The following is a 20,683-nucleotide window of genomic DNA, read 5'->3' as shown; positions in this document are numbered from 1 at the left end:
GATGACGACATCGAAGGTAATGCCCGCGCTTTCCCTGATGGCCCCGGCGCTCGTCGCCGGCACGATGGCCGCCCCGGCCGCTGCTGCCACGGTCAGCATCACCATCCCGCGCGTCAATGTCGCGGAATACCACCGGCCTTACGTGGTCGGCTGGCTGGAACCGGCCGCCGGAGGCGCCGCGCGAACGGTTTTCGTCTGGTACGACGTCAAGAAGGCCGGTCGCGAGTCCGGCACCAAGTGGCTGGCCGACTTGCGCACCTGGTGGCGCAAGGGCGGCCGCTCGATGCAACTCCCCGCCGATGGCCTGAGCGGTGCCACCCGCGCACCAGGCACCTACCAGGTCCCTCTCCCCGCCAACCTTGCCCCCGGCGATTATGTCCTCAAGGTCGAAGCTGCGCGCGAGACGGGCGGACGCGAACTCGTTTCGGTGCCGATTTCGGTTCCCGTAAAGAAGGGCGGCTCGGCCTCCGGCAGCAGCGAGCTGGGTGCCGTTACGGTACGCTGATCAACGCGATTTTCCCTATTTTCCAGTATAATGGAATACGATCTTCAAGGATTTTCAATGCGTAGAAACCATATCCTGATCGCCTCCGCCGCCGTCGCTGCGGTTCTTGCTTCGCCCGCCTCGGCCCATCGCCAGTGGCTTCTGCCGTCCACGACCACGGTAGCGGGAGCCGATGAATACGTGACCGTGGACGCCGCCGTCTCCAACGACCTGTTCTATCCCGATCACTTCCCGATGAGCCCCGACCAAGTCACCGTCTGGGCACCGGACGGCAGTGTGGGGAAGCTCGAGAACCCTGCCACGGGGCGTTACCGTTCGACCTTCGACGTGAAGATCGACAAGCCCGGAACGTGGAAGATCGGCACTCAGCGCTCCGGCGTCATGGGCACCTTCAAGGTGAACGGCGAGGAATGGCGCCTCGGCGGCCGCGGCAGGCCGATGGGTGCGCCCGGCGCCGGTGGCCCCGGCGCACAGGGCGGCGCTCCTGCCCGGCGGGTCGAGAATGTCGCAGACATCCCCGCCAACGCCACCGACGTGAAGCTCGTCGAGACGCTTGCCGCCAACTACATCTACGTCACCGCCGACGCCCCCACCAAGACCGTGTTCACGGCGACCGGCAAAGGCCTCGAGATCGAGCCGATCACGCACCCCGACGAACTGGTCTCCAACGAGGAAGGCCAGTTCCGCTTCCTGGTCGACGGCAAGCCCGCCGCCGGGGTGAAAGTCACGGTCGTGCCGGGCAGCAAGAAGTACCGCGAGGCAGAGCAGGCGCAGGAACTGACGACGGGCGCCGACGGCGTGCTGCACGTCAAGTGGCCGGTTGCCGGGATGTACTGGATCAACGCCAGCGCCGCAGACGCCAAGCCCAGCGAGAAGCGCGCGAGCGAGCGCCGGATGAGCTACACGGCCACCGTGGAAGTCGTCGCGCCCTGATCGGCAACGACGTTTCCAGGCCGATCGCACCAGGCGCGGGGACAATCCCGCGCCTGGCCGTCCCGCTCGAGATCGACGCCGCCTGCCTGGCCGATTGGCTTCAGGACGCTCCCGTCGTGGATCTCGCGGGAGAGACGATGGGGACGAACTGGCGCCTGCGCCTCGCCGCTCCCACCGGCTTCGGCCGGGCCGGACTGGATGCCGCCATCGCCGCCCGGCTTGAAGACATTCTCGCGCAGATGAGCCACTGGCGGGCGGACTCCGTGCTCGGCCACTTCAATCGCTCTGCCGCCGGAACCTGGACCGCGCTGCCGCAGGACTTCGCTGCCGTGATGACAGCGGCCCTGGCGATCGCCGAAGTCTGCGCGGGCGCTTTCGATCCGGCCATCGGCTGCCTCGTCGATCTCTGGGGCCATGGGCCAGTGGCGGTCGCCGGACCGCCCTCCGCCGGGGCCTTGTCCCGTGCGCGCCAGCTCTCGGGCTATCGCCGCCTAGACTTCGACCACGATCGGCAGCGCCTCCGGCAACCGGGCGGCCTGCGCCTGGATCTCTCGGGCATTGCCAAGGGCTATGCCGTCGACGCGCTGGCCGCGCTCCTGCGGCGACGGGGTTGCAGCCATTTCCTCGTCGAGATCGGCGGCGAGCTGGTGGGCGCCGGGCTGCGGCCGGACGGCGATCCCTGGTGGGTCGACCTGGAGACGCCCGCAGCCGGGGTCGCGCCCTTGCGTATCGCCCTGCACCAACTCGCCGTCGCCACATCGGGCGACTACGTTCGCGGGCATCATACGATAGATCCGCGCACCGGAATTCCGGTCGAGACGGCCATGGCGGTCAGCGTCATCCATCGCTCCGCCATGCTCGCCGATGCCTGGGCGACCGCGCTCTGCGTCGAGCCTGCGGAGGCCATGCGCGCTCTGGCCTTGCGGCAGAACCTTGCGGTCCGCGCGTTGATCCGCAGTACCGATGGGATCGAGGAATGGCTCAGCCCGGCGCTTCAAGAACTCATCGTCTACGACAACGAAGCCGCCCTTTCCTGAAGCGTCAGCCAACGCCGGGGCGCGTTTGCAACAAAAGCGATACAAATGTAACAAAGCATATTGCGAATGCGAATGACTCTCATTATCGGAAGTGGCAACGGAATTATCCGGTCATGAGGGGAATTATGTCTTTCAAGCCTTCGTCGGCGGCTGCGCGCCGCACTTTCCTCGCGCTTTCGTGTATCGCTCCGGCTCTTGCCCCCGCCGCGCAGGCCCAGCAGGCTGATGGACAGCGCGTGCTGGGCGGCGTGACCGTCAGCGATACCGCAATCGACGAGAAGCCCGGTCGCGTGCTGGAATCGCCGAAGCGCACGCGCCCCGTCCTCGACACGCCGCAGACGATCACCGTGCTTTCGGGTGAAGTGATCGAGCAGCAGAACCTGCTCACCTTGCGCGACGTCCTCTCGACGGTTCCCGGCATCACCTTCGGCGCCGGCGAAGGCGGCACCGGACCCGGCGACAACATCACCTTCCGCGGATACAGCGCCAGCAACGACATCACGGTCGACGGCGTGCGCGACAGCGCCCAGATCACCCGCACCGATTCCTACAACCTCGAACAGATCGAGGTGACGAACGGCGCCAATTCGGTGATTTCCGGCGCCGGTTCGACGGGCGGCAACATCAACATCGTCACCAAACGGCCGAAGGCCGACGATGCGTACCTGGCGACGGCCGGGATCGGGACTGACAACTACTATCGCGCCACCGTCGATCTCAACAAGCGCGTCAACGACCTCGTGGCCTTCCGCCTCAACGCCATGTGGCACCGCAACGACGTGCCCGGCCGGGATGTCGAGGACTACAAGCGCTGGGGCGTGGCGCCCTCGGTCACGATCGGCATCGACAGCCCGACCAGCCTCACGCTGCAATACAACCACCAGGAAGACCGGAACATTCCCCAGTACGGTGTGCCCTACTACGCGGGATCGGGTCTGCCGGGCGTTCATCGCAGCGACTATTTCGGCTTCCGCAATGTCGACAAGCAGCGCATCAACGTCGACCAGCTCACCGCGATCGTCGAGCATGAGGTGAGCGACACCGTCTCCGTCCGCAACCTTGCCCGCTGGCAGGATTCGCGCCAGCTGACGCAAGTCGATCCGCCGCAGGGCACCTGGTGCCTGGCCAGCGGCGTGACCCCGACCGGCGCGGCCTGCACCGTCACCGGGATCTCGACACCGGTTCCGGCGGGCTACTATTATCCCACCGGGCCGCGCGGCACGACGCGCGATACCCGCAACCAGCTGATGTTCGACCAGATCGACCTCAAGGCGGTGTTCAACACCGGCGCGATCGAGCACACCATCGACATCGGCGGCGCGGCGACCTGGGAGAAGTACGACCTCTACAACGGCAATGTCCTGCGCAATGCCGATGGCACGGCCGCCTTCGCCCGCCTGCCGCTCATGAATATCGACAATCCTAACGAGGTCATCGCCGGCCCGGCCTCCGCGAACTTCACGTATGGCAGCAATGTCTACACGGGCCCGGTCAATTTCATCCGGACCGGCCACACCGTGGGTGAGCAGACCAACGTCGCAGGCTACCTGTTCGACACAATGAAGCTGGGCAAGTTCGAACTCAGCGCGGGTGCCCGCGTGGAGCGCAATGTGGGCACCACCCGCACCGATGCGATAGCGCCCTCCACCACGGCGACCGTGACCCAGGGCCAGGTGACGCCGGGCATCAGGACCCGCAATGCCGATACGCTGTTCTCCTACCGCGTGGGCCTGAACTACAAGCCGGTCGAAGACGTCAGCATCTACGCGGCCTACGGCAATTCTCGCACCCCTTCCAAGAACTCGGTCAATGGTGCCTGCACGAATTCCGGCGAGAACGGGGCGACCTCCTCGACCTGCAACGTCAATCCGGAATCGGCGAAAAACTATGAGATCGGCGTCAAGGGCGAGCTGTTCGACGGCGGCCTGCTGCTGACCGCCTCGGCCTTCCGCAACGAGCGCGACAAATACGCCGTCATCTCCGGCGATCCGACCGTTCCCGACCAGCAGCTCGATGGCAAGTCGCGCGTGGACGGCATTGCGCTCGGCGCCTCGGGCACGATTACCCCGGCCTGGACGCTCACGGCGAACTATACCTATCTCAAGTCGAAGCTGCTGCAGTCCGTCTCCGATGCGTGCCTCGCGAACCCCGGAACCGGAACCTGCACCAACAGCCCCGCCAATCCGAACCCGGGCGGCGGGCAGTACCTGCCGCAGACGCCCAAGAACTCGGGCAGCCTCTTCACCACCTACCGCCTGCCCTTCGGCCTCACCGTGGGCTACGGCCTCACGTACCAGGACGGCTTCGTCCTCGCCGTGGCAACGCCGACCACAGGTGCCGTCAAGTCCGACGACTTCCTGATCCACCAGGCCTACCTGGCCTATGACTTCTCGCCCAACTTCTCGGCGCAGCTCAACGTGAAGAACATCGGCGACAAGCTCTACTACACCCGCATCCGCGGCAACGGTGTGGGCTGGGCCACGCCCGGCGACGCCCGCTCGGCAGTGCTGACCCTCACCGCGAAGATGTAACAGGTCCCAACGGCCCGGCGGGCGCCCTCGGGCGTCCGCCGGGTTCCTGCAATTCATTCGCAGCGATTGCCAGCGCCCGGGAATTCGGCAAGAGAAGCCGCATGGTCATCGAAATTCCAGAGCTTTTCTCGTCCCAGGAAGTGCGCGAAATTCGCACAGCACTCGAAGGCGCCGATTGGGCGGACGGCCGTGCAACGGCCGGTCACCGCGCAGCGCAGGTCAAGGAAAACGAGCAGCTTCCGCTCGGCCACCCCCTGGCAAAGCAGCTTGCCGACCGCGTGCTGGCGCGGCTCATGCAGACGCCGCTGTTCATCGCCGCCGCCCTGCCGCAGCGGGTGCTCCAGCCCCGCTTCAGCCGCTACGACGGGCGCGGGCATTACGGCAACCACGTCGACAATGCGATTTTCCCGATCCCCGGCACCGGCGAGCACTTGCGCAGTGACATCTCCAGCACCCTGTTCCTCAGCGACCCCGAGACCTATGAYGGCGGCGAGCTGGTGATAGAGGACATGTTCGGCACCCACAGCGTCAAGCTGCCGGCCGGGCACCTGGTCGTCTATCCCGGCAGCAGCTTGCACCGCGTCGCCCCGGTGACCCGCGGCACGCGCCTCGTTTCGTTCTTCTGGACCCAGAGCTTCGTCGCCTCGCCCGAACGCCGCCGGCTGCTGCTCGAACTCGACGGCGCGATCCAGGGCGTCGCCGTCGATCATCCGGAACACGCCTCGGTCGACACGCTCACGCAGGTCTACCACAACCTCCTGCGCCAATGGTCCTCGACGTGAGCGAGGGCCCCTTGCCGCCTTTTACGCAGATCCCGGCGGACTTGCGCAGCCTTGCCGACTATGCCCGCCGCGCGGCCGATCACTTCACGGTCGAGGCCTGGCGCCATCTGGAGGAAGGCTCGGGCGAAGGGCAGACGCTGCGCCTCAACCGCACCGCCTTCGCCCGCCGGGGTTTGCTCCCCCGCGCCATGGCGGACCTGCGCGGCGGCGAGACTGCGCTCGACCTGTTCGGACGCCGTCACGCAGCCCCGCTGATGCTGGCCCCGCTGGCCTATCAGCGCCTGGCCCATCCCGACGGTGAACTGGCGGTCGTCCGCGCCGCCACGGCGCTCGACACCGGCATGATCGTCAGCACGCTTGCCAGCTTCACGCTGGAGGAGATTGCCGAAGCAGGCCGTTCCTTCGCCGGCGAACTCGGCAAGGACGGCGCGCCCTTGTGGTTCCAGCTCTACCTTCAGCCGGACGGCCGCCACAGCCTCGATCTGGTCCGGCGCGCGGAAGCCGCCGGTTACGAAGCGATCGTGCTCACCATCGATGCGGCGATCAAGCTCTCCGGCATGACCCTGCCGCCGGGGGTCTCCGCGGCGAACCTCGCCGGCATGCCGATGCCCCGCCATACCGCCACCCCGGGCGGGCGCATCCTGCTCGGCACGCCGCTGGCCGATGCCGCGCCGCGCTGGGAGGACCTGGCCTGGCTTCGCGAAGCGACGCGCCTGCCGATCCTGGTCAAGGGCATGGTCCTGGGCGAAGACGCCCGCCGCGCCGTGGACCTGGGCGCGGACGGGCTGATCGTCTCGAACCACGGCGGCCGGGTGCTCGACGGGCTGCCGAGTGCGCTCGACATGATCGAGGATGTGGCGGCCGCGGTGGACGGCCGCATACCGCTCTTGGTGGATGGCGGATTCCGGACGGGCACGGACATGGTCAAGGCTCTGGCGCTCGGCGCCCGCTCCGTGCTGATCGGCAGGCCGCAGATGCACGCCCTGGCAGTCGCCGGAATGCCGGGGGTCGCCCATGCGATCCACCTGCTGCGCACCGAGCTGGAAGTGACCATGGCAGGGCTCGGCTGCCCCAGGCTTGCCGATATCACGCGGGAGCGAGTCATTACCCTTTCCGGCATGTGATACCGCGCTTTCCCGCGCCCACTCATCTCCCGTAAATCTCCGCAAAGGCATGCCACCCCCGCCGCTCGGTTAGGCGAGGCGGCAAGTGGTGCGGCGCTGTCACCAATTAATACAAATTGAGACGCCCCAAAGGGCGCGAACTTTGTCATGGCAGCAACAAAACAAGATGAGGGAATTACGAAAGTGGTGCGACTCCGTTTCGGTCTGCTGGCGTCGGCCGCCCTGGTGGCATGGCCTGTCGTCTCTGCTCACGCGCAATCGACTTCCGGCACTGCCGCGAATTCGGCGTCCACACCGGCCCAACAAACCCCTGCGACGAATATACCTGCGGCGAATGCTCCCACGACGAGCGCCCCCGTAGCGAGCGCCCCTGCAACGAGCGCTCCGGTCCACGCCGCCCCCGAAGAAAGCGGCGAAGAATTCGAGATCGTCGTCGCCGGGCAGAAACCGCGCGGCTCGGTGATCGGCGATATCGCGCCCGAAGTGACCTTCAATGCCGGCGACGTGCGCGCCCTGGGTGTTTCCAGTGTCACCGAGCTGCTCGAAGAACTGGCGCCGCAAACCGAGAGCGCGGGCGGCGGTGCGCCGGTCGTGCTGCTGGAAGGCCGTCGCATCGCCAGCTTCCGCGAAGTTGGAACGATCCCGACCGAGGCGATCCAGCGCGTCGAGATCCTGCCCGAGGAAGTGGCCCTCAAGTACGGTTATTCGGCCACTCAGAAGGTCGTCAACATCATCTTGCGCCAGCGTTTCCGCGCCTTTGCCGTCGAAGGCGGCGGCAAGCTGGGCACCCAGGGCGACGGGCTGGGCGTCAATACCAAGGGCGATTTCCTGGCGATCCGCCGCGGCGAACGCGTCAATATCGACGCCAACTATTCGCACGCCAATCCGATCACCGAGGCCCAGCGCGGCCTGGCCACGAGCGGCGGCGACGGCAACAACCGCACGCTTCGCCCGGAATCGGAAGCGCTGACGCTCACCGGAACCTGGGCCAAGCCGCTATCCCATGTCTGGATCGCCACGCTCAACGGCGAGGCCACCACCACCGACACCCAGGCTTTGCGCGGCAGCGCGGTGCCCAACGTCACCATCCCCGGCGGCAGCCCTTATGCCAGCGGCACCGCGGACGAGACCTTCCTGCCGACCGTCGACGGGCTTTCGCCCTTGCGCAACAGCAACAGCACCCAGACCGGCCACCTCGGGCTGACGCTGAACGGCACCACCCAGAAATGGCAGTGGAGCGTCATCGGCAACTACGACCACAGCGACACCCGCTCGATCCAGCAGCGGCCGCTGAACCTGGCCGACTATGCAGCAGCCGTAGCCGCGGGCGATCCGCTGGCCGATCCCTCGCTGCCGGTCGCCGGGGAATTCCTCGACTTCCTGCCGGTGAACCAGACGCGCAATTCCACCGACAGCGCCGAACTCAACCTCGTCGCCACCACCTCGCCCCTGCAACTGCCCGCGGGCGCCGTGAACACGACGATGAAACTGGGCGGCAATCTCGACCGTTCGGACGGCACGGTGACCCGCCTCGGCATCTCCCAGCCCACCAGCGTCGGCCGCGACCAAGGCGAGGCCTCCATCAACATCGACATTCCGCTCAGCAGCCGCGCCGTGCCGCTGTTCCCGGGTGCGGGCCGGATCTCGCTCAACGCCAATGCCGCCGTGCGCCAGATCGGCGATTTCGGAACCTTGCGCACGTTCGGCGGCGGCCTGACCTGGAACCCCACGAGCCAGTTCAGCCTGATCGCCAGCTACCGCGACGACCAGAACGCCCCCACGGCCGCACAGCTCGGCGGCGCCGTTATCACCACGGCCAATGTCGACATCTTCGACTATACGCGCGGCGAATCCGTGCGGGTGACGGCAGTGACCGGCGGCAATCCCGACCTGAAGGCGGCGGGCATGCGCAATTTCAGACTGGGCGGGACGTTCCGGCTGAACGATCCCAACGTCACGCTCAACCTCGACTATAACCGCACCTGGCAGCGCAATCAGGTGACCGCCCTGCCCGGCGCGACCCCGGCCGTGGTCGCCGCTTTCCCCGAACGCTTCGCCCGCGATGCCGACGGCGAACTGGTCGCCGTGGACTTGCGACCGATCAACATCGCCAGCGAGGACAAGTCCCAGCTGCGCATGGGCATCACCTTCACGAAGTCGCTCAAGACGCCGCAATCGCAGATCGATGCCATGCGCGAAAGCATGCGCAAGCGCTTCCCGAACGGCTTTCCCAGTCGCCGCGGGGGTGACAACGACGCCCCCCCGCCGCCTCCCGGCGAGGGCGACACCGCCGCAGCCGGGCGTGACGCGCCGGGCGGCGCCTCGCCCGATGCAGCGGCGAGCGCATCCGGCAACAGCGGCGGGACGGAGGCCGGCGGCGGCGAAGGCCGGGGTGGCGGCGAAGGACGCGGCCCGGGCGGCGGTGGTTTCGGCGGTCGCGGCGGTTTCGGCGGCGGCGGGTTCGGCGGTGGCGGCGGACGCGGCGGACGCTTGACGTTCTCGCTCTATCACACCTGGGTCTTCTCGGACCGCGTCGTGCTGCGCGAAGGACAGCCCGAGATCGACCTGCTCGACGGCGGCACGATCGGCGCCAGCAGCGGCGGCACGCCGCGCCACAAGCTGGAACTTCAGAGCGGCTATTCCCAGAGCGGGCTGGGCCTGCGCCTCACCGGCAGCTGGCAGAGCGGCACCACGGTCGACGGCGTGGACGGCTATCCCACCACCCAACTTCGTTTCGAGGATTTCGCCAAGTTCGACTTGCGCCTCTTTGCAGACCTGGGCCAGCAACCCAAGCTGGTGGACAAGATACCCTTCCTGCGCGGGGCGCGGGTGACGTTCTCCGTCGCCAACCTGTTCGATGCGCGCCAGAAAGTGCGGGACGGCAACGGCAATACGCCGCTGGCCTATTCGCCCTACTACCTCGACCCGGTAGGCCGGGCTTTCCAGATCACGTTCCGCAAGCTCTTCTTCACGGGACCTCCCGGAGGCCAGCAGCGCTCGGGCGGCAACACCCGGTTCTGAACGACAGGGCGAAGGCGGCCCGATCCGCCGCCTTCGCCTCCCCGGACCGAAGCCTGAAGCGAACGGCATCGGGAAGGGAAAGTTAAGGCTGGTATTTGCGAATGATTTGCAATAGCATTGATTTGGCGATCTGGAGTGCCTGACGATGACCTTCCACTTTCCTTCACCAATCCGGCCTGCACCTGCTCCGCTCGCACCTGCTCACCTCTCGGCCATGCTGCCACCGAGCGTGCTGGTCGATGCGGCGCGGTGCTGGCGGCACGCTCGCGGACAGGATCGCCCCACACAGCCGTCCCTCGCCTCGTGCCTGGATACACTGGACTGCGTCGTGCTGGCGCCGGTGATCGACAGCTTCTGCCTCCTGTTCGAAGGCGCGCTCGGCCGCCCGTTCCGGGTGGGCAGGTCGCATAGCCTCTCCTCGGACGAACGGCTGATGGTGGCTCTGCTGGAAGGACCCGCCACCCGCGCCGCCGCCCTCCCCTGCGAAGAGCCGCGCGGCCGCTTGCTGGATCTCGCGATCCGCTCGACCCGGATCATGGTCGCCTTGACGCTCAAGCAGACCCGCCGGGCCAGAGCGCTCACCGAAAGCCCATCCTGACCGATCAGAGGCTGATCTGTGCCATGATCATCACGAAGAAGATGATCAGCGCCGTCGAGGAGAACCAGACGAGCAGCACCGTACGCCACAATGCGCCGAAGCGGCCCAGGCCGTAAGCCCCGCGCAATTGCCGGAACATGTGGATCGGCGGGAGAAAGAACAGCACGGCCAGCAGTGCATTGGCGCCGAGCCAGTCCATCACCATGYCGAGAATCACCAGCATCGTCATGAAACAGAGCGAGTAAGTGACGAAAACCGTATGGTCGTAGAGGTGAAACCGCCGACTGAACGGGAACAGCAACCACAGGAACGGCACAGAAATCGGGATCAATGCCCAGCTGTACTTGTAGGCGTAAGTCTGAAGCTTGTAGGCGGCGAGTTCGGGGTTCTTCTTGAACTTCCTGATGGCCTTGTCGATCTGGTGGAAATCGCTGAATCGCCGCGTATCGGGAATATTCTCGGCAATGGCGGAGCGGGTGTCCTTCATCGCCTCCAGCGCCTGCTCCCTGCCGTCGATACGGCGGTCCAAGTCGCCTGTATCGGCGCGGCTGTCCTTCAGTTTCTGCCGCTGTGCCTTCAAGACGCCGAGTTCCGCCTCGGTGCCGCTGATCGCCTTGTCGAGGTCGCCGCTGCGAACGGCCGGCGTTTCGCCGCCCTCACTGCCTTCGAGCGCGTGGAAGACCGCGAACATCAGGAACACGCTGAACAGGAACAGCGCGATCGGCGAGACATAGCTGGCGCGCCGTCCGTCGATATATTCGCGGGTCAGCCGCCCGGGCCGCCAAGCGAGCATCGGCAGCGTCCGCCAGATCCTCCCCTCGAAATGAAACACGCCGTGCAGCAGGTCGTGGAAGAAAGCGCCCAGACTGCGATGGACATGGGCCGCCTGGCCGCAAGCGTGGCAATGCGTACCGATCAGAGGCGTTCCGCAATTGAGGCAGGCCGTCTCATGCGTATGGCCCTGGCTCGCTTGCGCCGGGTCCACGGCAGTGGCAGTCAAAGTGCCCTGGCCGATTTCCGCGAGACTTTCCGAGATCCCGTTCATGCGTTTCCCCCTGAAACGCCGATGAACCTACCGCGTTGTCGCCGCCCTGAACAGTCGTTCCGGAGAAGCCCGCGTCAGACCCGCCGCTCGGCGAGTTTGGCTTCGATGGCATTCCACAGCCGGGCAAACTGCTGCGCCGCAGGGCTTTGCGGGGAATGCGCGCCGACGGGCTGGCGGTGCACCGCGCATTGTTCCACCGCGCTGGCATAAGGTACGGTCGGCCAATTGGGGTTGGCGTCGCGCGCCTGCTTGTGAAGGGCGCGCCGCAGATCCAGCATGGACAGCACGGGCAGGATCGGCGGATGACGCCGGGTATTGCCCGCAATCTCGCGCACGACCAGATCGAAGGCGCGTGCCGAAAGCGGCGATGGCGGCAGCGGCACGATCACCAGGTCGGCCGCGCGGACCACTTGCGCGGACAGCTCGTTCATCACCGGAGGGCAATCGAGCACGATCCGGGCGTAGTTTCCAGCCAGTTCCTCCGTGAGCTTGGCCAGGCGCCGACGTTTGCCGATGCGCACCAGCTGGGCGTCGAGCGCGCGAATGCTTTCGTCTGCAGGAAGAACGTCGATCCCGTCCCAGGCTGTCCGCTGGATCAGGCGCGTGGGCGATCGATCGCGCGAGAATACATCCTCGGCCAGTCCCGAACCCTTGGGTTCGAGGCCATAGAGAAACCCGGAGCCGCCCGCTGCGTCGAGGTCCCAGAGCAAGGTCGAATGCCCGTCCTGCGCCGAACACCAGGCCAGATTGGCGGCGAACGTCGTTTTACCGACGCCGCCTTTCACGCTGTAGATGGCGATCGTTGCGCTGTTTTCCGGACGTGGCCCCTCATCCTCGTCCTCACGCGCGGCTGCCGAAAGCATCCGCGCCCGCACCGATCCGCCGGCGATCCGGGGCAACTTGTTCTTCTTTCCAGCCACGCGGAGATCGTTGCCCGTCACGGCCCATCCGTCAACCGCGAACCTTGGTATTATGGCCCAGGGCATTCGAACGGAAGGAATGGCCGCCCAGCCAAACGGGCACGGCCCGCGCTTTCATCCGATCTCCCGCAGTCTGCACTGCATGGGAGAACCGGAAGGAAGCGCGGGCCGAAAATGCCGCGGGATCGACTGAAAGGGCTGAATCCGGTTTCCCGGTCAGCCCGGAAAATCAGCCGTCGTAGTCGCCGCCAAGCGAGGTATTGCGGGTCGGAGCCGAGGCCGTGATGCGCAGGGCTTCGGCCGACTGGCTGAGCGAGCCGATTTCGTCCATCTCGTCATCGTCGTCCGGCAGGACGCGCTGCATCGAGGTGACCAGCGTTTCCTTGAGGATCGAAGGGGTGACGGTTTCCTCGGCGATTTCGCGCAGGGCGACGACCGGATTCTTGTCACGATCGCGCTCGAGGGTGAGTTCCGCACCGCCCGAAATCTCGCGCGCGCGCTGCGCGGCAAGAAGGACCAGATCGAAGCGGTTGGGAATCTTGTCGACGCAATCTTCGACGGTAACGCGCGCCATGGGCACTCCGTATAAAATCTGGTGGATCGGTGAACCTGGCCCGATAAGCCCCGATCCGGGCAAAGTCAAGAAATCTGCGCGCCCGCCACTGCGTCCCTGCGAAAGCACGTCGTCTCGTGGTCGTTGATCACGCCCACCGCCTGCAGCCAGGCATGGACGACCACCGGGCCGACGAAGCCAAAGCCCCGTTTCTTGAGCGCCGCCGACAGCGCATCGCCCGCAGCCGACCGCGCCGCGCTGCCGGTCCCGTCACCCATGGCAGGATCGCCGTCCACGAAGGACCAGACGAAAGCCGAAAAATCCTCGCCCCGCTCCTGCATGTCCAGAAAGCCGCGGGCGTTGCGGATAGTCGCCTCGATCTTGGCGCGCGAGCGGACGATACCGGCATCGCCCATCAGCCGCTCGATCTCGGCAGGCCCATAGGCGGCGATGCGAAGGGGATCGAAGCCCTCGAAAGCGGCGCGGAAGGCATCGCGCTTGTGAAGGATCGTTCGCCACGACAGCCCCGCCTGAAACGTGTCCAGCACCAGTTTTTCCCAAAGCGCACGGGAATCACGGATGGGCACGCCCCACTCTTCGTCGTGACAGGCCCGCATGCGGTCGTCGCCCTCGGCCCAGCGGCAGCGGTGGATCGTTTCGGTCACGAAGTCTCTCGGCATCGGGCTTTCCGGAATGTGAGGTTGTAGCGCCAGGGTCCGGTCTCAGGATGGTGCCCCCGCTCCACGCTGTCCAGTCCGTGGAAAACCAGTCGCGAGGGCCCGCCCCAGACCACCACGTCACCATGGTGCACCCGGTGCCGCCGCACTTTGTCGCCGCGCGCGAGGCCGCCCCAGAGGAAGCTGGCCGAAAGCCCCAGCGACACCGAAACGATCGGCGCCTCCCGGTCGCGCTCGTCCATGTCCTGGTGCAGCGAGAGGCGCGTCTCCGCATCGTACCGGTTGACGAGGCAGGCATCGGGCAGGAAGCCGTCATATCCCGCCCTGGCTGCGGCACGCCCGGCCAGCGACAGGAAGGCCTGCGGCAAGGGCGGCCAGTTCAACCTCGTTTCCGGATCGAGCGGCTGATAGCGGTAGCCCTTGCGATCGCTGACCCACCCGGTCTCGCCGCAATTGAACATCGCGACCGACAGACGCCCGCCGCTGCGGGTCGTCATGTGCCGGAATGGTGAAATAGCCGCGAGGCGGGGAATCTCGGCAAGCAGCAGGGAAGCCTCGGCCAGTCCGAAACCGCCCAGCAGCACGGCGCCGGGGCCGAGCGGGATGGCTTCGCGGCTTTCGGCGAACAGGTCAGGCTGCATCGTGGAAGATGATCCCCAGAGTATGCCGCTTGCCGGAATGCAGCTTGGAAACGCCGTGCCGCATGGTCACGCGGTAGTCCCCGCGCGATCCGCGCTGCGGCCGATTGTTGACGGCGAAGACCACCGCATCGCCCTGAGCCAGCGGCACCACGATCGGCCGCGACTGCATACGCGGTCGCTGCTCGGTCAGGACGAATTCTCCGCCGGTGAAATCCCGGCCGGGCGCGGACAGCAGGACCGCTACCTGCAGCGGGAAGACATGTTCGCCGTAAAGGTCTTGGTGGAGGCAATTATAGTCGCCCGGCCCGTATTGCAGCAGCAGCGGCGTGGGACGGCGCTGGCCGGCCTCATGGCAGCGGGCGATGAAGCTCTCGTGGTCCGGCGGGAAGCGGGTGGTCAGACCCATGCGCTCGTTCCAGCGGTTCGCAAGCGGCGCCAGGCGGGCGTAGAGCGCCCTGCGCAAGGCTTGCACCGGATCCGGCAAGGGATAAGCGAAATAGCGATATTCCCCCAGCCCGAAGCCATGCCGCGCCATGTGAATATGGCTGCGAAACGGCCCGGAAACATCGTAGAGCGCCGCGATCCGCGCACATTCGGTTGGAACCAGCAGGCCAGGCAGCAAAGCCCATCCTTCGCTGTCGAGCTGGGTCTCGGCATCCGCCCCGGCGGCGGCGTCCTTGGAAAAGTACGTGCTTTCGATCATCGGGCAGCGCCTAAGCTCATAGCCCGGCGATAGCGATCCGATCCTTGCGGTCAAACTTCTTTGCAGATGGTCGGGCGGTGAGTCTCCTGCCGGTGCCGAGGATGCCGCAACCGCACGGCGATATTGCTCTCCGGATACAATTATCGCTATTGATTCGCATTAGATTATATGACCAAGAGTTCGCCATGCCTATCATCGAGAAAGACCCGATGCCCTTCTCTCACCGCTTCAGCACGATCGCCTCTGTCCTCGGCAGTCTCGCCGCCGCCACCCTCGTGGCTTCGCCGGCCCTTGCCCATTCGCCTTACCTGCTGCCCAACGGCTTCGCGCTCGACAAGGAGGATCACGTCACCGTGGAAGCCTCTTTCAGCGAGCACGTCTTCGTGCCGACCGTCGCCATGCAGTCCGATGACTTTCACCTGGTAGGACCGGACGGAAAGGCCGTGCCGCTGAAACCCGTGGCCCTGCGCGATCTCGTGATCCTGGAAGCCCCGCTGCCCGCTGACGGCACTTACCGCCTGACCAGCGGAGAGCGGCAGGGCCGCGTCGCCAAGGCCGCGCTGATCGACGGCACATGGGAATTCGTGGCGCCGAACCGGCCGCTTCCTGCCGGCGTCGTCCCGGTCGACATGCAGAGCGTGACCAAGGCCGAAGCCTATGTGACGCGCGGCAAGCCCGGAGATGCCGCGCTCGCGCCTTCCGGCAAGGGCATCGAATATCGCGCGCTGACCCACCCCTCGCTCATTCGCGCGGGACAGCCCGCCGAATTCGAACTGCTGTTCGACGGCAAGCCGCTCGCCAATGCCGATGTCGAAGTGGAAGAAGCCCGCGCCGGGCAGGTCGAGAACCGAAGGCTGCCGATCATCACCAGCGACGCCCGCGGACGCTTCACCATTACCGCGCCGGAGCCTGGCCTCTACTTTGCGATGACGCGCCACCGCGTCGGGGTGATCGGCGCACAGCCCGCGCGAAGCTACACTTACGCCCTGACTTATTCGGTTACCAACTGAGGATGAATACCATGAAGACGGCCATCTGCGCGGCCTCCCTGATCGCCGCGACCCTCGCCGGCAGCACGGCGGCCCATGCTGCCTCCCACGATCTCGCCACCTTCATCAAGGAGCAGGATCTCAACGGTGACGGCAAGGTCAGCAAGGAAGAGTTCCAGCGCGGCCGCGACGCCGAATTCGCCCGCATGGACCGCAACCGCGACGGCGTGCTCTCGCATGACGAATATGTCGGCGACTACCGGGAGCGCCTGGAGCGCGAACTGGCGCAGCGCCCCGAAAAGGACCGCGCCGAAGAGCGTACCCGCCAGCTCCGTCAGGCCGAAGTGCGCTTCGGCGTGCTCGACAGCGACAAGAGCGGCAGCATCTCCCCGGCGGAATTCGCCGCCACCGGCTGGGGCATGTTCCTGCGCCACGACACGAACCACGACGGCTTCGTCTCGGCCGACGATACGCCGGCCAAGGATGCCGACTGATCGGATCTGCGAGGCGGCGCGATAGGGCGGCGTGGTGGCGGCCCTATCGCCGCTCCGCTGAGGTACCGCGCCGAGCCTGAGGCGGTGTCCAGTCCGGGTCCATCATTCCGAGCGGAACGAAGCCAGCCAGAGCCACCTCACTGCAGGCTGCGGATGAAGAACTCGGACAGGCGGCGCGTCACATAGTCGATCGGGCCGGTCGACCGCCCGACGCTGTGCTCACCGCCCGGCACCACCAGCAGGTCGAAGTCCTTGTCCGCCTTGATGAGGGCATCGGCGACCTGCATGGTCGAGGCGGGATCGACATTGCTGTCCTGCTCGCCCACGATCATGAACAGCTTGCCCTGGAGCCGAGCGGCATTGTCGACGCCGGAGGCATCGGCATAGCTCTTGTCCACCGGCCATCCGAGCCACTGTTCGTTCCAGCTGATCTTGTCCATGCGGTTGTCGTAACAGCCCGCCATGGCGACGCCGGCCTTGTAGAAATCGCCATGGAACAGCAGCGCGTTGAGCGTGCTCTGCCCGCCCGCCGAAGCGCCGTAGATGCCGACGCGGCCGATGTCGTAGGCCGGGTCTTTCGCCGCGAGAGCCTTGTGCCAGAGGATGCGGTCGGGAAAGCCCGAATCCTGGAGGTTCTTCCATGCCACGTCCTGGAAAGCCTTGGACCGGTTGGCAGTGCCCATGCCGTCGATCTGCACGACGATGAAGCCCAGGTTGGCCAGCGCCTGCATGCCGATCACCTTGTCGCCGCCGGAATGGTAGCCGAAGGGCCAGAAGCTCTTGGGCACGAAGCTGTCGTGCGGGCCGGCGTAGATGTTCTCGATCACCGGATATTTCTTCGCCGGATCGTAATCGCGCGGCCGGACGACGAGCCCCCAGATGTCGGTCTTGCCGTCACGGCCCTTGGCGGTGAACACTTCGGGCGCGTGGAAGCCGGCGGCGGCGAGGCGGCTGATATCGCCCTTGGCCACTTCCATGATCGGCGCGCCGTCGCTCGTACGGTAAAGCACGCTGACATTGGGCAGGTCCACCCGCGAATAGGTATCGACGTAGAACTGCATGTCGGGAGAGAAGCTGACGGTGTGGTCGGCGCGCTCGGGCGTGAGCGGGGTGAGGTTCCGGCCGTCGAAATCGATGCGATAATAGTGGCGGAAATAGGGGTCCTCACCGGCGGTCATGCCGCTGGCGGCGAACCAGATCTGCCGCTTTTCGTCGTCCACCTTCACCACGTCGCGCACCACCCACTGGCCGGTGGTGATGCGGTTCTTCACTTTGCCGGTGCGGCCGTCGATCAGGTAGAGATGGTTCCAGCCATCGCGCTCCGAGGCCCAGACGATCTCGGCGCCCAGCCCCTTCACGTCGTGCGAGAAACGGCGGTCGGCATAGACGAACGTCTTCGCATCCTCGGTGACGGCGGCATGGGCCGCGCCGCTGGCAGCGTCGACCGCGATGATCCGTGCCTGTCCGAAGCCGCGGCGGACATAGTCGAATTCGGCGCTCTTGCCGTCGGCGCGCCAGCGCACCCCGGAAAGCTCGTAGGCATTGGGGAACAATGCCGGGTCGACCACGGTCTGCCGCTTTTCAGCAATGTCGAAAAGCACCGGCTGCTCTTGGTCGATGGCGTCGCCGGGCTTGGGATAGAGCTGCGTCTGGAGGCCCGGCTGCGCCTTGTCCTTTGGTGCCGCCTCCACGCGCAGGACATGGCGCGCGAAACCGGGACGCACGCGATAAACGATCAGGTGCCGGCTGTCGGGCGACCAGGCAATCGTCTCGGGATCATAGAAATTGCCGGACGAACCATCGCTGCTGAGGCGAACGACCTGCGACGTCCCCGCAGCGCGGACCACCAGATTGTCATCCTGGACAAGGGCTTCCCACTTGCCGTCCGGCGAAAGGCGCGGATGATTGTCCGCCGGTACCGAGAGATCGCGCACCACGCCGAAACCCCGCGGACGGCGCGGGTCTTCCTGCTTCTGGCAGGTGTAATCGGTCAGCTTGCAGCGCCAGCCTTCTTCGTCGAGCCAGAACTGGATGGTCTGCCGATCGCCTGCATAATCGAACTCGGCGAAAGGGAGCCGCAGCGGCGCGACCGTATGGCCCAGCGCTTCGGTCAGGCTCGCGGCCAGGCGCTGCTGGTCGAACGCGGCGCTGCGCTTCTGCGAAACGGCTTCGACAGTTTCGAAGGCGAAGCCGCCTTCCACGGTCTTGCGATAGGAAAAGGCCGTTCCGTCCGGCGTCCAGTGCGCAGGCCAGGACACGTCGCGGGTGAGATACTGCCAGCTTTCGCGCAAAGCCAGCGACCGTTCCAGGTCTGCCCGCGTCGGCGCCGCAATCACCGTCCCGGAAACGAGCGCCGCGCAGCCCGCCAACATCAATCCGCAGATACGGGCACGACGAGCAGCAAGCGACATGGGTAGGACCTCGGCAAGGAATGGAAACCAGGATCGTATACGGTATTACACCGCCGGTGCAATATGCACACCTGACCCTGCCCGTCAGGACAAGGACCGGCTCATGCGAAAACCGCCGAACCTCAGGCAGTAATTGCTAATGCTTCGCATATGCTTTTCCTCAAACAACGGCCATGGTCTCCCAGCGGTGCATTGATTCGCCGCCATTGAACCCCCCGGGGGGAGATCCTAGGTTCAACACGGGCCAGATAGCGCGGTCCGGCAACGAGGAGACGGTTACGGCCATGGATATTCGTCGCGAGTCCGACAGCATCGGTGAAATCGAAGTTCCTGCAGAGGCTTATTGGGGCGCCCAGACCCAGCGCAGCATCGAGAACTTTCCCTTTGCCGCCTCCGAACGCATGCCTTTGCCGATCGTGCGCGCCCTCGCCCGGGTGAAGCTGGCCGCCGCCCGTGCCAACCGCGCGCACGGCCTCGACGCCGAGCTGGCAGACGCCATCGAGACGGCCGCCGGTGAAATCGTTGCGGGCAAGCTGGACGCGCAATTCCCCCTCGTGATCTGGCAGACCGGCAGCGGCACCCAGAGCAACATGAACGTCAACGAAGTGATTGCCGGACGCGCCAACGAGATCCTCTCCGGCCAGCGCGGCGGCAAGAGCCCGGTCCATCCGAACGATCACGTCAACCGCGGCCAGTCCTCCAACGACAGCTTTCCCACCGCGCTGCATGTCGCGGCGGTCGTGTCGATCGAGGAGGAGCTGGTGCCGGCACTGGACCGGCTGACCGCGTCGCTCGACGTCAAGGCCAAGGCCTGGGCGGACATCGTCAAAATCGGCCGCACCCATTTGCAGGATGCCACGCCGCTGACACTGGGCCAGGAGTTCTCCGGCTATGTCCAGCAGCTCCGCGATGCCTACCAGCGGATCCGCGACGCCGAAAAGGGCGTGCTGCGTCTGGCGCAGGGCGGCACCGCCGTCGGCACCGGCCTCAACGCGCCGGAAAACTTCGGCGAGGATATCGCCGCCAATCTGGCCGAGCAGACCGGCAAGGCCTTCGTCAAGGCACCGAACACGTTCGAGGCGCTCGCCAGCAACGACGCCCTGGTCCAGCTTTCCGGCACCTTGTCGACCCTGGCCGTCGCGCTGACGAAGATCGCCAACGACATCCGCCTGCTCGGTTCCGGCCCGCGATCCGGCCTGGGCGAACTCGATCTCCCGGCGAACGAGCCCGGCAGTTCGATCATGCCGGGCAAGGTCAATCCCACCCAGTGCGAGATGTTGACGATGGTCTCCGCCCAGGTGATCGGCAACCACCAGGCCGTCACCGTGGGCGGCCTTCAGGGCGCTTTCGAGCTGAACGTGTTCAAGCCGATGATCGGCGCGGCGGTGATCCGCTCCATCGAACTGCTCGCCACGGGGATGGCCAGCTTCGCGGAACGCTGCGTGGACGGTATCGAGCCGAACCGAACGCGGATCTCCGAATTGCTGGAGCGCTCGCTGATGCTGGTGACCGCGCTGGCGCCCGAAATCGGCTATGACAATGCCGCCAAGATCGCCAAGCATGCCCATGCCGAAGGGCAGACCCTGCGCGAAGCCGCGCTGGAACTCGGCCTGGTAGACGGCGCCACATTCGACCGCCTGGTGCGGCCGGAAACGATGGTCTGAACCCGGTCGCTTGAGCTCCGTCGACGGTGTTGCCTCAAGCGGCGCCGCCGACGCG

18 protein-coding genes are annotated in these 20,683 nt (G+C 66.1%); 11 read left to right on the top strand and 7 right to left on the bottom strand.

Features of this window, described 5'->3' with window-relative positions:
• Nucleotide 1: 1 nt before the first annotated feature.
• The 8 genes from AB4Z00_RS10350 to AB4Z00_RS10315 all read left to right on the top strand — a co-directional run bounded on the left by AB4Z00_RS10350 (nt 2) and on the right by AB4Z00_RS10315 (nt 10,531).
• Nucleotides 2–505 (top strand): DUF2271 domain-containing protein, encoded by a 504-nt coding sequence (locus tag AB4Z00_RS10350; RefSeq protein ID WP_132265844.1) that lies wholly within the window; start codon nt 2–4, stop codon nt 503–505.
• A gap of 57 nt (nt 506–562) precedes the next feature.
• Nucleotides 563–1,438, top strand: a complete 876-nt coding sequence (locus AB4Z00_RS10345; protein WP_442045859.1) for a DUF4198 domain-containing protein — start codon at nt 563–565, stop codon at nt 1,436–1,438.
• Between the two features lie 137 nt (nt 1,439–1,575).
• Nucleotides 1,576–2,475 carry an FAD:protein FMN transferase gene (locus AB4Z00_RS10340; protein WP_442045977.1) on the top strand — a complete coding sequence of 300 codons (900 nt, stop codon included), beginning with the start codon at nt 1,576–1,578 and terminating at the stop codon, nt 2,473–2,475.
• A gap of 125 nt (nt 2,476–2,600) precedes the next feature.
• A complete protein-coding gene (locus AB4Z00_RS10335) occupies nt 2,601–5,006 on the top strand; it encodes a TonB-dependent receptor (protein WP_442045858.1) in 2,406 nt (801 codons plus the stop codon).
• 101 nt (nt 5,007–5,107) lie between these two features.
• A complete protein-coding gene (locus tag AB4Z00_RS10330; protein ID WP_442045857.1) occupies nt 5,108–5,788 on the top strand; it encodes a Fe2+-dependent dioxygenase in 681 nt (226 codons plus the stop codon).
• An 11-nt stretch (nt 5,789–5,799) separates the two neighbouring features.
• Nucleotides 5,800–6,912 (top strand): alpha-hydroxy acid oxidase, encoded by a 1,113-nt coding sequence (locus tag AB4Z00_RS10325; RefSeq protein WP_442045856.1) that lies wholly within the window; start codon nt 5,800–5,802, stop codon nt 6,910–6,912.
• 186 nt (nt 6,913–7,098) lie between these two features.
• Nucleotides 7,099–9,933 carry a TonB-dependent receptor gene (locus tag AB4Z00_RS10320; protein ID WP_442045855.1) on the top strand — a complete coding sequence of 945 codons (2,835 nt, stop codon included), beginning with the start codon at nt 7,099–7,101 and terminating at the stop codon, nt 9,931–9,933.
• 145 nt (nt 9,934–10,078) lie between these two features.
• Nucleotides 10,079–10,531 (top strand): hypothetical protein, encoded by a 453-nt coding sequence (locus AB4Z00_RS10315; RefSeq protein ID WP_442045854.1) that lies wholly within the window; start codon nt 10,079–10,081, stop codon nt 10,529–10,531.
• Nucleotides 10,532–10,535: 4 nt separating this feature from the next.
• On the opposite strand, the gene AB4Z00_RS10310 is transcribed toward AB4Z00_RS10315, so the two are convergent.
• The 6 genes from AB4Z00_RS10310 to AB4Z00_RS10285 form a co-directional block, all read right to left on the bottom strand.
• Nucleotides 10,536–11,576 carry a DUF3667 domain-containing protein gene (locus AB4Z00_RS10310; protein WP_442045853.1) on the bottom strand — a complete coding sequence of 347 codons (1,041 nt, stop codon included), beginning with the start codon at nt 11,574–11,576 and terminating at the stop codon, nt 10,536–10,538.
• 74 nt (nt 11,577–11,650) lie between these two features.
• Nucleotides 11,651–12,439 (bottom strand): ParA family protein, encoded by a 789-nt coding sequence (locus AB4Z00_RS10305; RefSeq protein WP_431567706.1) that lies wholly within the window; start codon nt 12,437–12,439, stop codon nt 11,651–11,653.
• A 286-nt stretch (nt 12,440–12,725) separates the two neighbouring features.
• Nucleotides 12,726–13,070 carry a DNA-directed RNA polymerase subunit omega gene (gene rpoZ / locus AB4Z00_RS10300; protein WP_132265859.1) on the bottom strand — a complete coding sequence of 115 codons (345 nt, stop codon included), beginning with the start codon at nt 13,068–13,070 and terminating at the stop codon, nt 12,726–12,728.
• Between the two features lie 65 nt (nt 13,071–13,135).
• Nucleotides 13,136–13,714: a DNA-3-methyladenine glycosylase I gene (locus AB4Z00_RS10295; protein ID WP_442045852.1), complete on the bottom strand. Its 579-nt coding sequence runs from the start codon at nt 13,712–13,714 to the stop codon at nt 13,136–13,138.
• Nucleotides 13,711–14,367, bottom strand: a complete 657-nt coding sequence (gene alkB / locus AB4Z00_RS10290) for a DNA oxidative demethylase AlkB (protein ID WP_134095601.1) — start codon at nt 14,365–14,367, stop codon at nt 13,711–13,713. Before alkB ends, AB4Z00_RS10295 begins: the two co-directional genes overlap by 4 nt.
• Entirely contained in the window at nt 14,357–15,070 is a 714-nt protein-coding gene (locus AB4Z00_RS10285) for a 2OG-Fe(II) oxygenase (protein ID WP_442045851.1), read from the bottom strand. Before AB4Z00_RS10285 ends, alkB begins: the two co-directional genes overlap by 11 nt.
• A 185-nt stretch (nt 15,071–15,255) precedes the next feature.
• Between AB4Z00_RS10285 and AB4Z00_RS10280 the strand changes: the two genes are divergently transcribed.
• Nucleotides 15,256–16,080 (top strand): DUF4198 domain-containing protein, encoded by an 825-nt coding sequence (locus tag AB4Z00_RS10280; protein ID WP_442045850.1) that lies wholly within the window; start codon nt 15,256–15,258, stop codon nt 16,078–16,080.
• Between the two features lie 11 nt (nt 16,081–16,091).
• Nucleotides 16,092–16,553, top strand: coding sequence for an EF-hand domain-containing protein (locus AB4Z00_RS10275; protein ID WP_134095604.1), 462 nt, complete (start codon nt 16,092–16,094; stop codon nt 16,551–16,553).
• Nucleotides 16,554–16,690: 137 nt separating this feature from the next.
• Here AB4Z00_RS10275 and AB4Z00_RS10270 read toward each other — a convergent pair whose 3' ends face one another.
• Nucleotides 16,691–18,964: a DPP IV N-terminal domain-containing protein gene (locus AB4Z00_RS10270; protein ID WP_442045849.1), complete on the bottom strand. Its 2,274-nt coding sequence runs from the start codon at nt 18,962–18,964 to the stop codon at nt 16,691–16,693.
• A 284-nt stretch (nt 18,965–19,248) separates the two neighbouring features.
• Here AB4Z00_RS10270 and fumC point away from each other — a divergent pair, with 284 nt between their 5' ends.
• Entirely contained in the window at nt 19,249–20,628 is a 1,380-nt protein-coding gene (gene fumC, locus AB4Z00_RS10265) for a class II fumarate hydratase (protein WP_442045848.1), read from the top strand.
• The last annotated feature ends 55 nt before the right edge of the window (nt 20,629–20,683 follow it).

This window comes from Novosphingobium sp. YAF33, assembly GCF_052113265.1.
Lineage (GTDB): Bacteria > Pseudomonadota > Alphaproteobacteria > Sphingomonadales > Sphingomonadaceae > Novosphingobium.
Note: the sequence above shows the minus strand (reverse complement) of the source record. Positions and strands in the feature narration are given on the sequence as shown.

Bases quoted from the DNA above. Each gene is read 5' to 3' on its own strand.
- AB4Z00_RS10350 (WP_132265844.1), top strand. From the start codon at position 2: ATGACGACATCGAAGGTAATGCCCGCGCTTTCCCTGATGGCCCCGGCG.
- AB4Z00_RS10345 (WP_442045859.1), top strand. From the start codon at position 563: ATGCGTAGAAACCATATCCTGATCGCCTCCGCCGCCGTCGCTGCGGTT.
- AB4Z00_RS10340 (WP_442045977.1), top strand. From the start codon at position 1,576: ATGGGGACGAACTGGCGCCTGCGCCTCGCCGCTCCCACCGGCTTCGGC.
- AB4Z00_RS10335 (WP_442045858.1), top strand. From the start codon at position 2,601: ATGTCTTTCAAGCCTTCGTCGGCGGCTGCGCGCCGCACTTTCCTCGCG.
- AB4Z00_RS10315 (WP_442045854.1), top strand. From the start codon at position 10,079: ATGACCTTCCACTTTCCTTCACCAATCCGGCCTGCACCTGCTCCGCTC.
- AB4Z00_RS10305 (WP_431567706.1), bottom strand. From the start codon at position 12,439: ATGCTTTCGGCAGCCGCGCGTGAGGACGAGGATGAGGGGCCACGTCCG.
- rpoZ (WP_132265859.1), bottom strand. From the start codon at position 13,070: ATGGCGCGCGTTACCGTCGAAGATTGCGTCGACAAGATTCCCAACCGC.
- alkB (WP_134095601.1), bottom strand. From the start codon at position 14,367: ATGCAGCCTGACCTGTTCGCCGAAAGCCGCGAAGCCATCCCGCTCGGC.
- AB4Z00_RS10285 (WP_442045851.1), bottom strand. From the start codon at position 15,070: ATGATCGAAAGCACGTACTTTTCCAAGGACGCCGCCGCCGGGGCGGAT.
- AB4Z00_RS10280 (WP_442045850.1), top strand. From the start codon at position 15,256: ATGCCTATCATCGAGAAAGACCCGATGCCCTTCTCTCACCGCTTCAGC.
- AB4Z00_RS10275 (WP_134095604.1), top strand. From the start codon at position 16,092: ATGAAGACGGCCATCTGCGCGGCCTCCCTGATCGCCGCGACCCTCGCC.
- AB4Z00_RS10270 (WP_442045849.1), bottom strand. From the start codon at position 18,964: ATGTCGCTTGCTGCTCGTCGTGCCCGTATCTGCGGATTGATGTTGGCG.
- fumC (WP_442045848.1), top strand. From the start codon at position 19,249: ATGGATATTCGTCGCGAGTCCGACAGCATCGGTGAAATCGAAGTTCCT.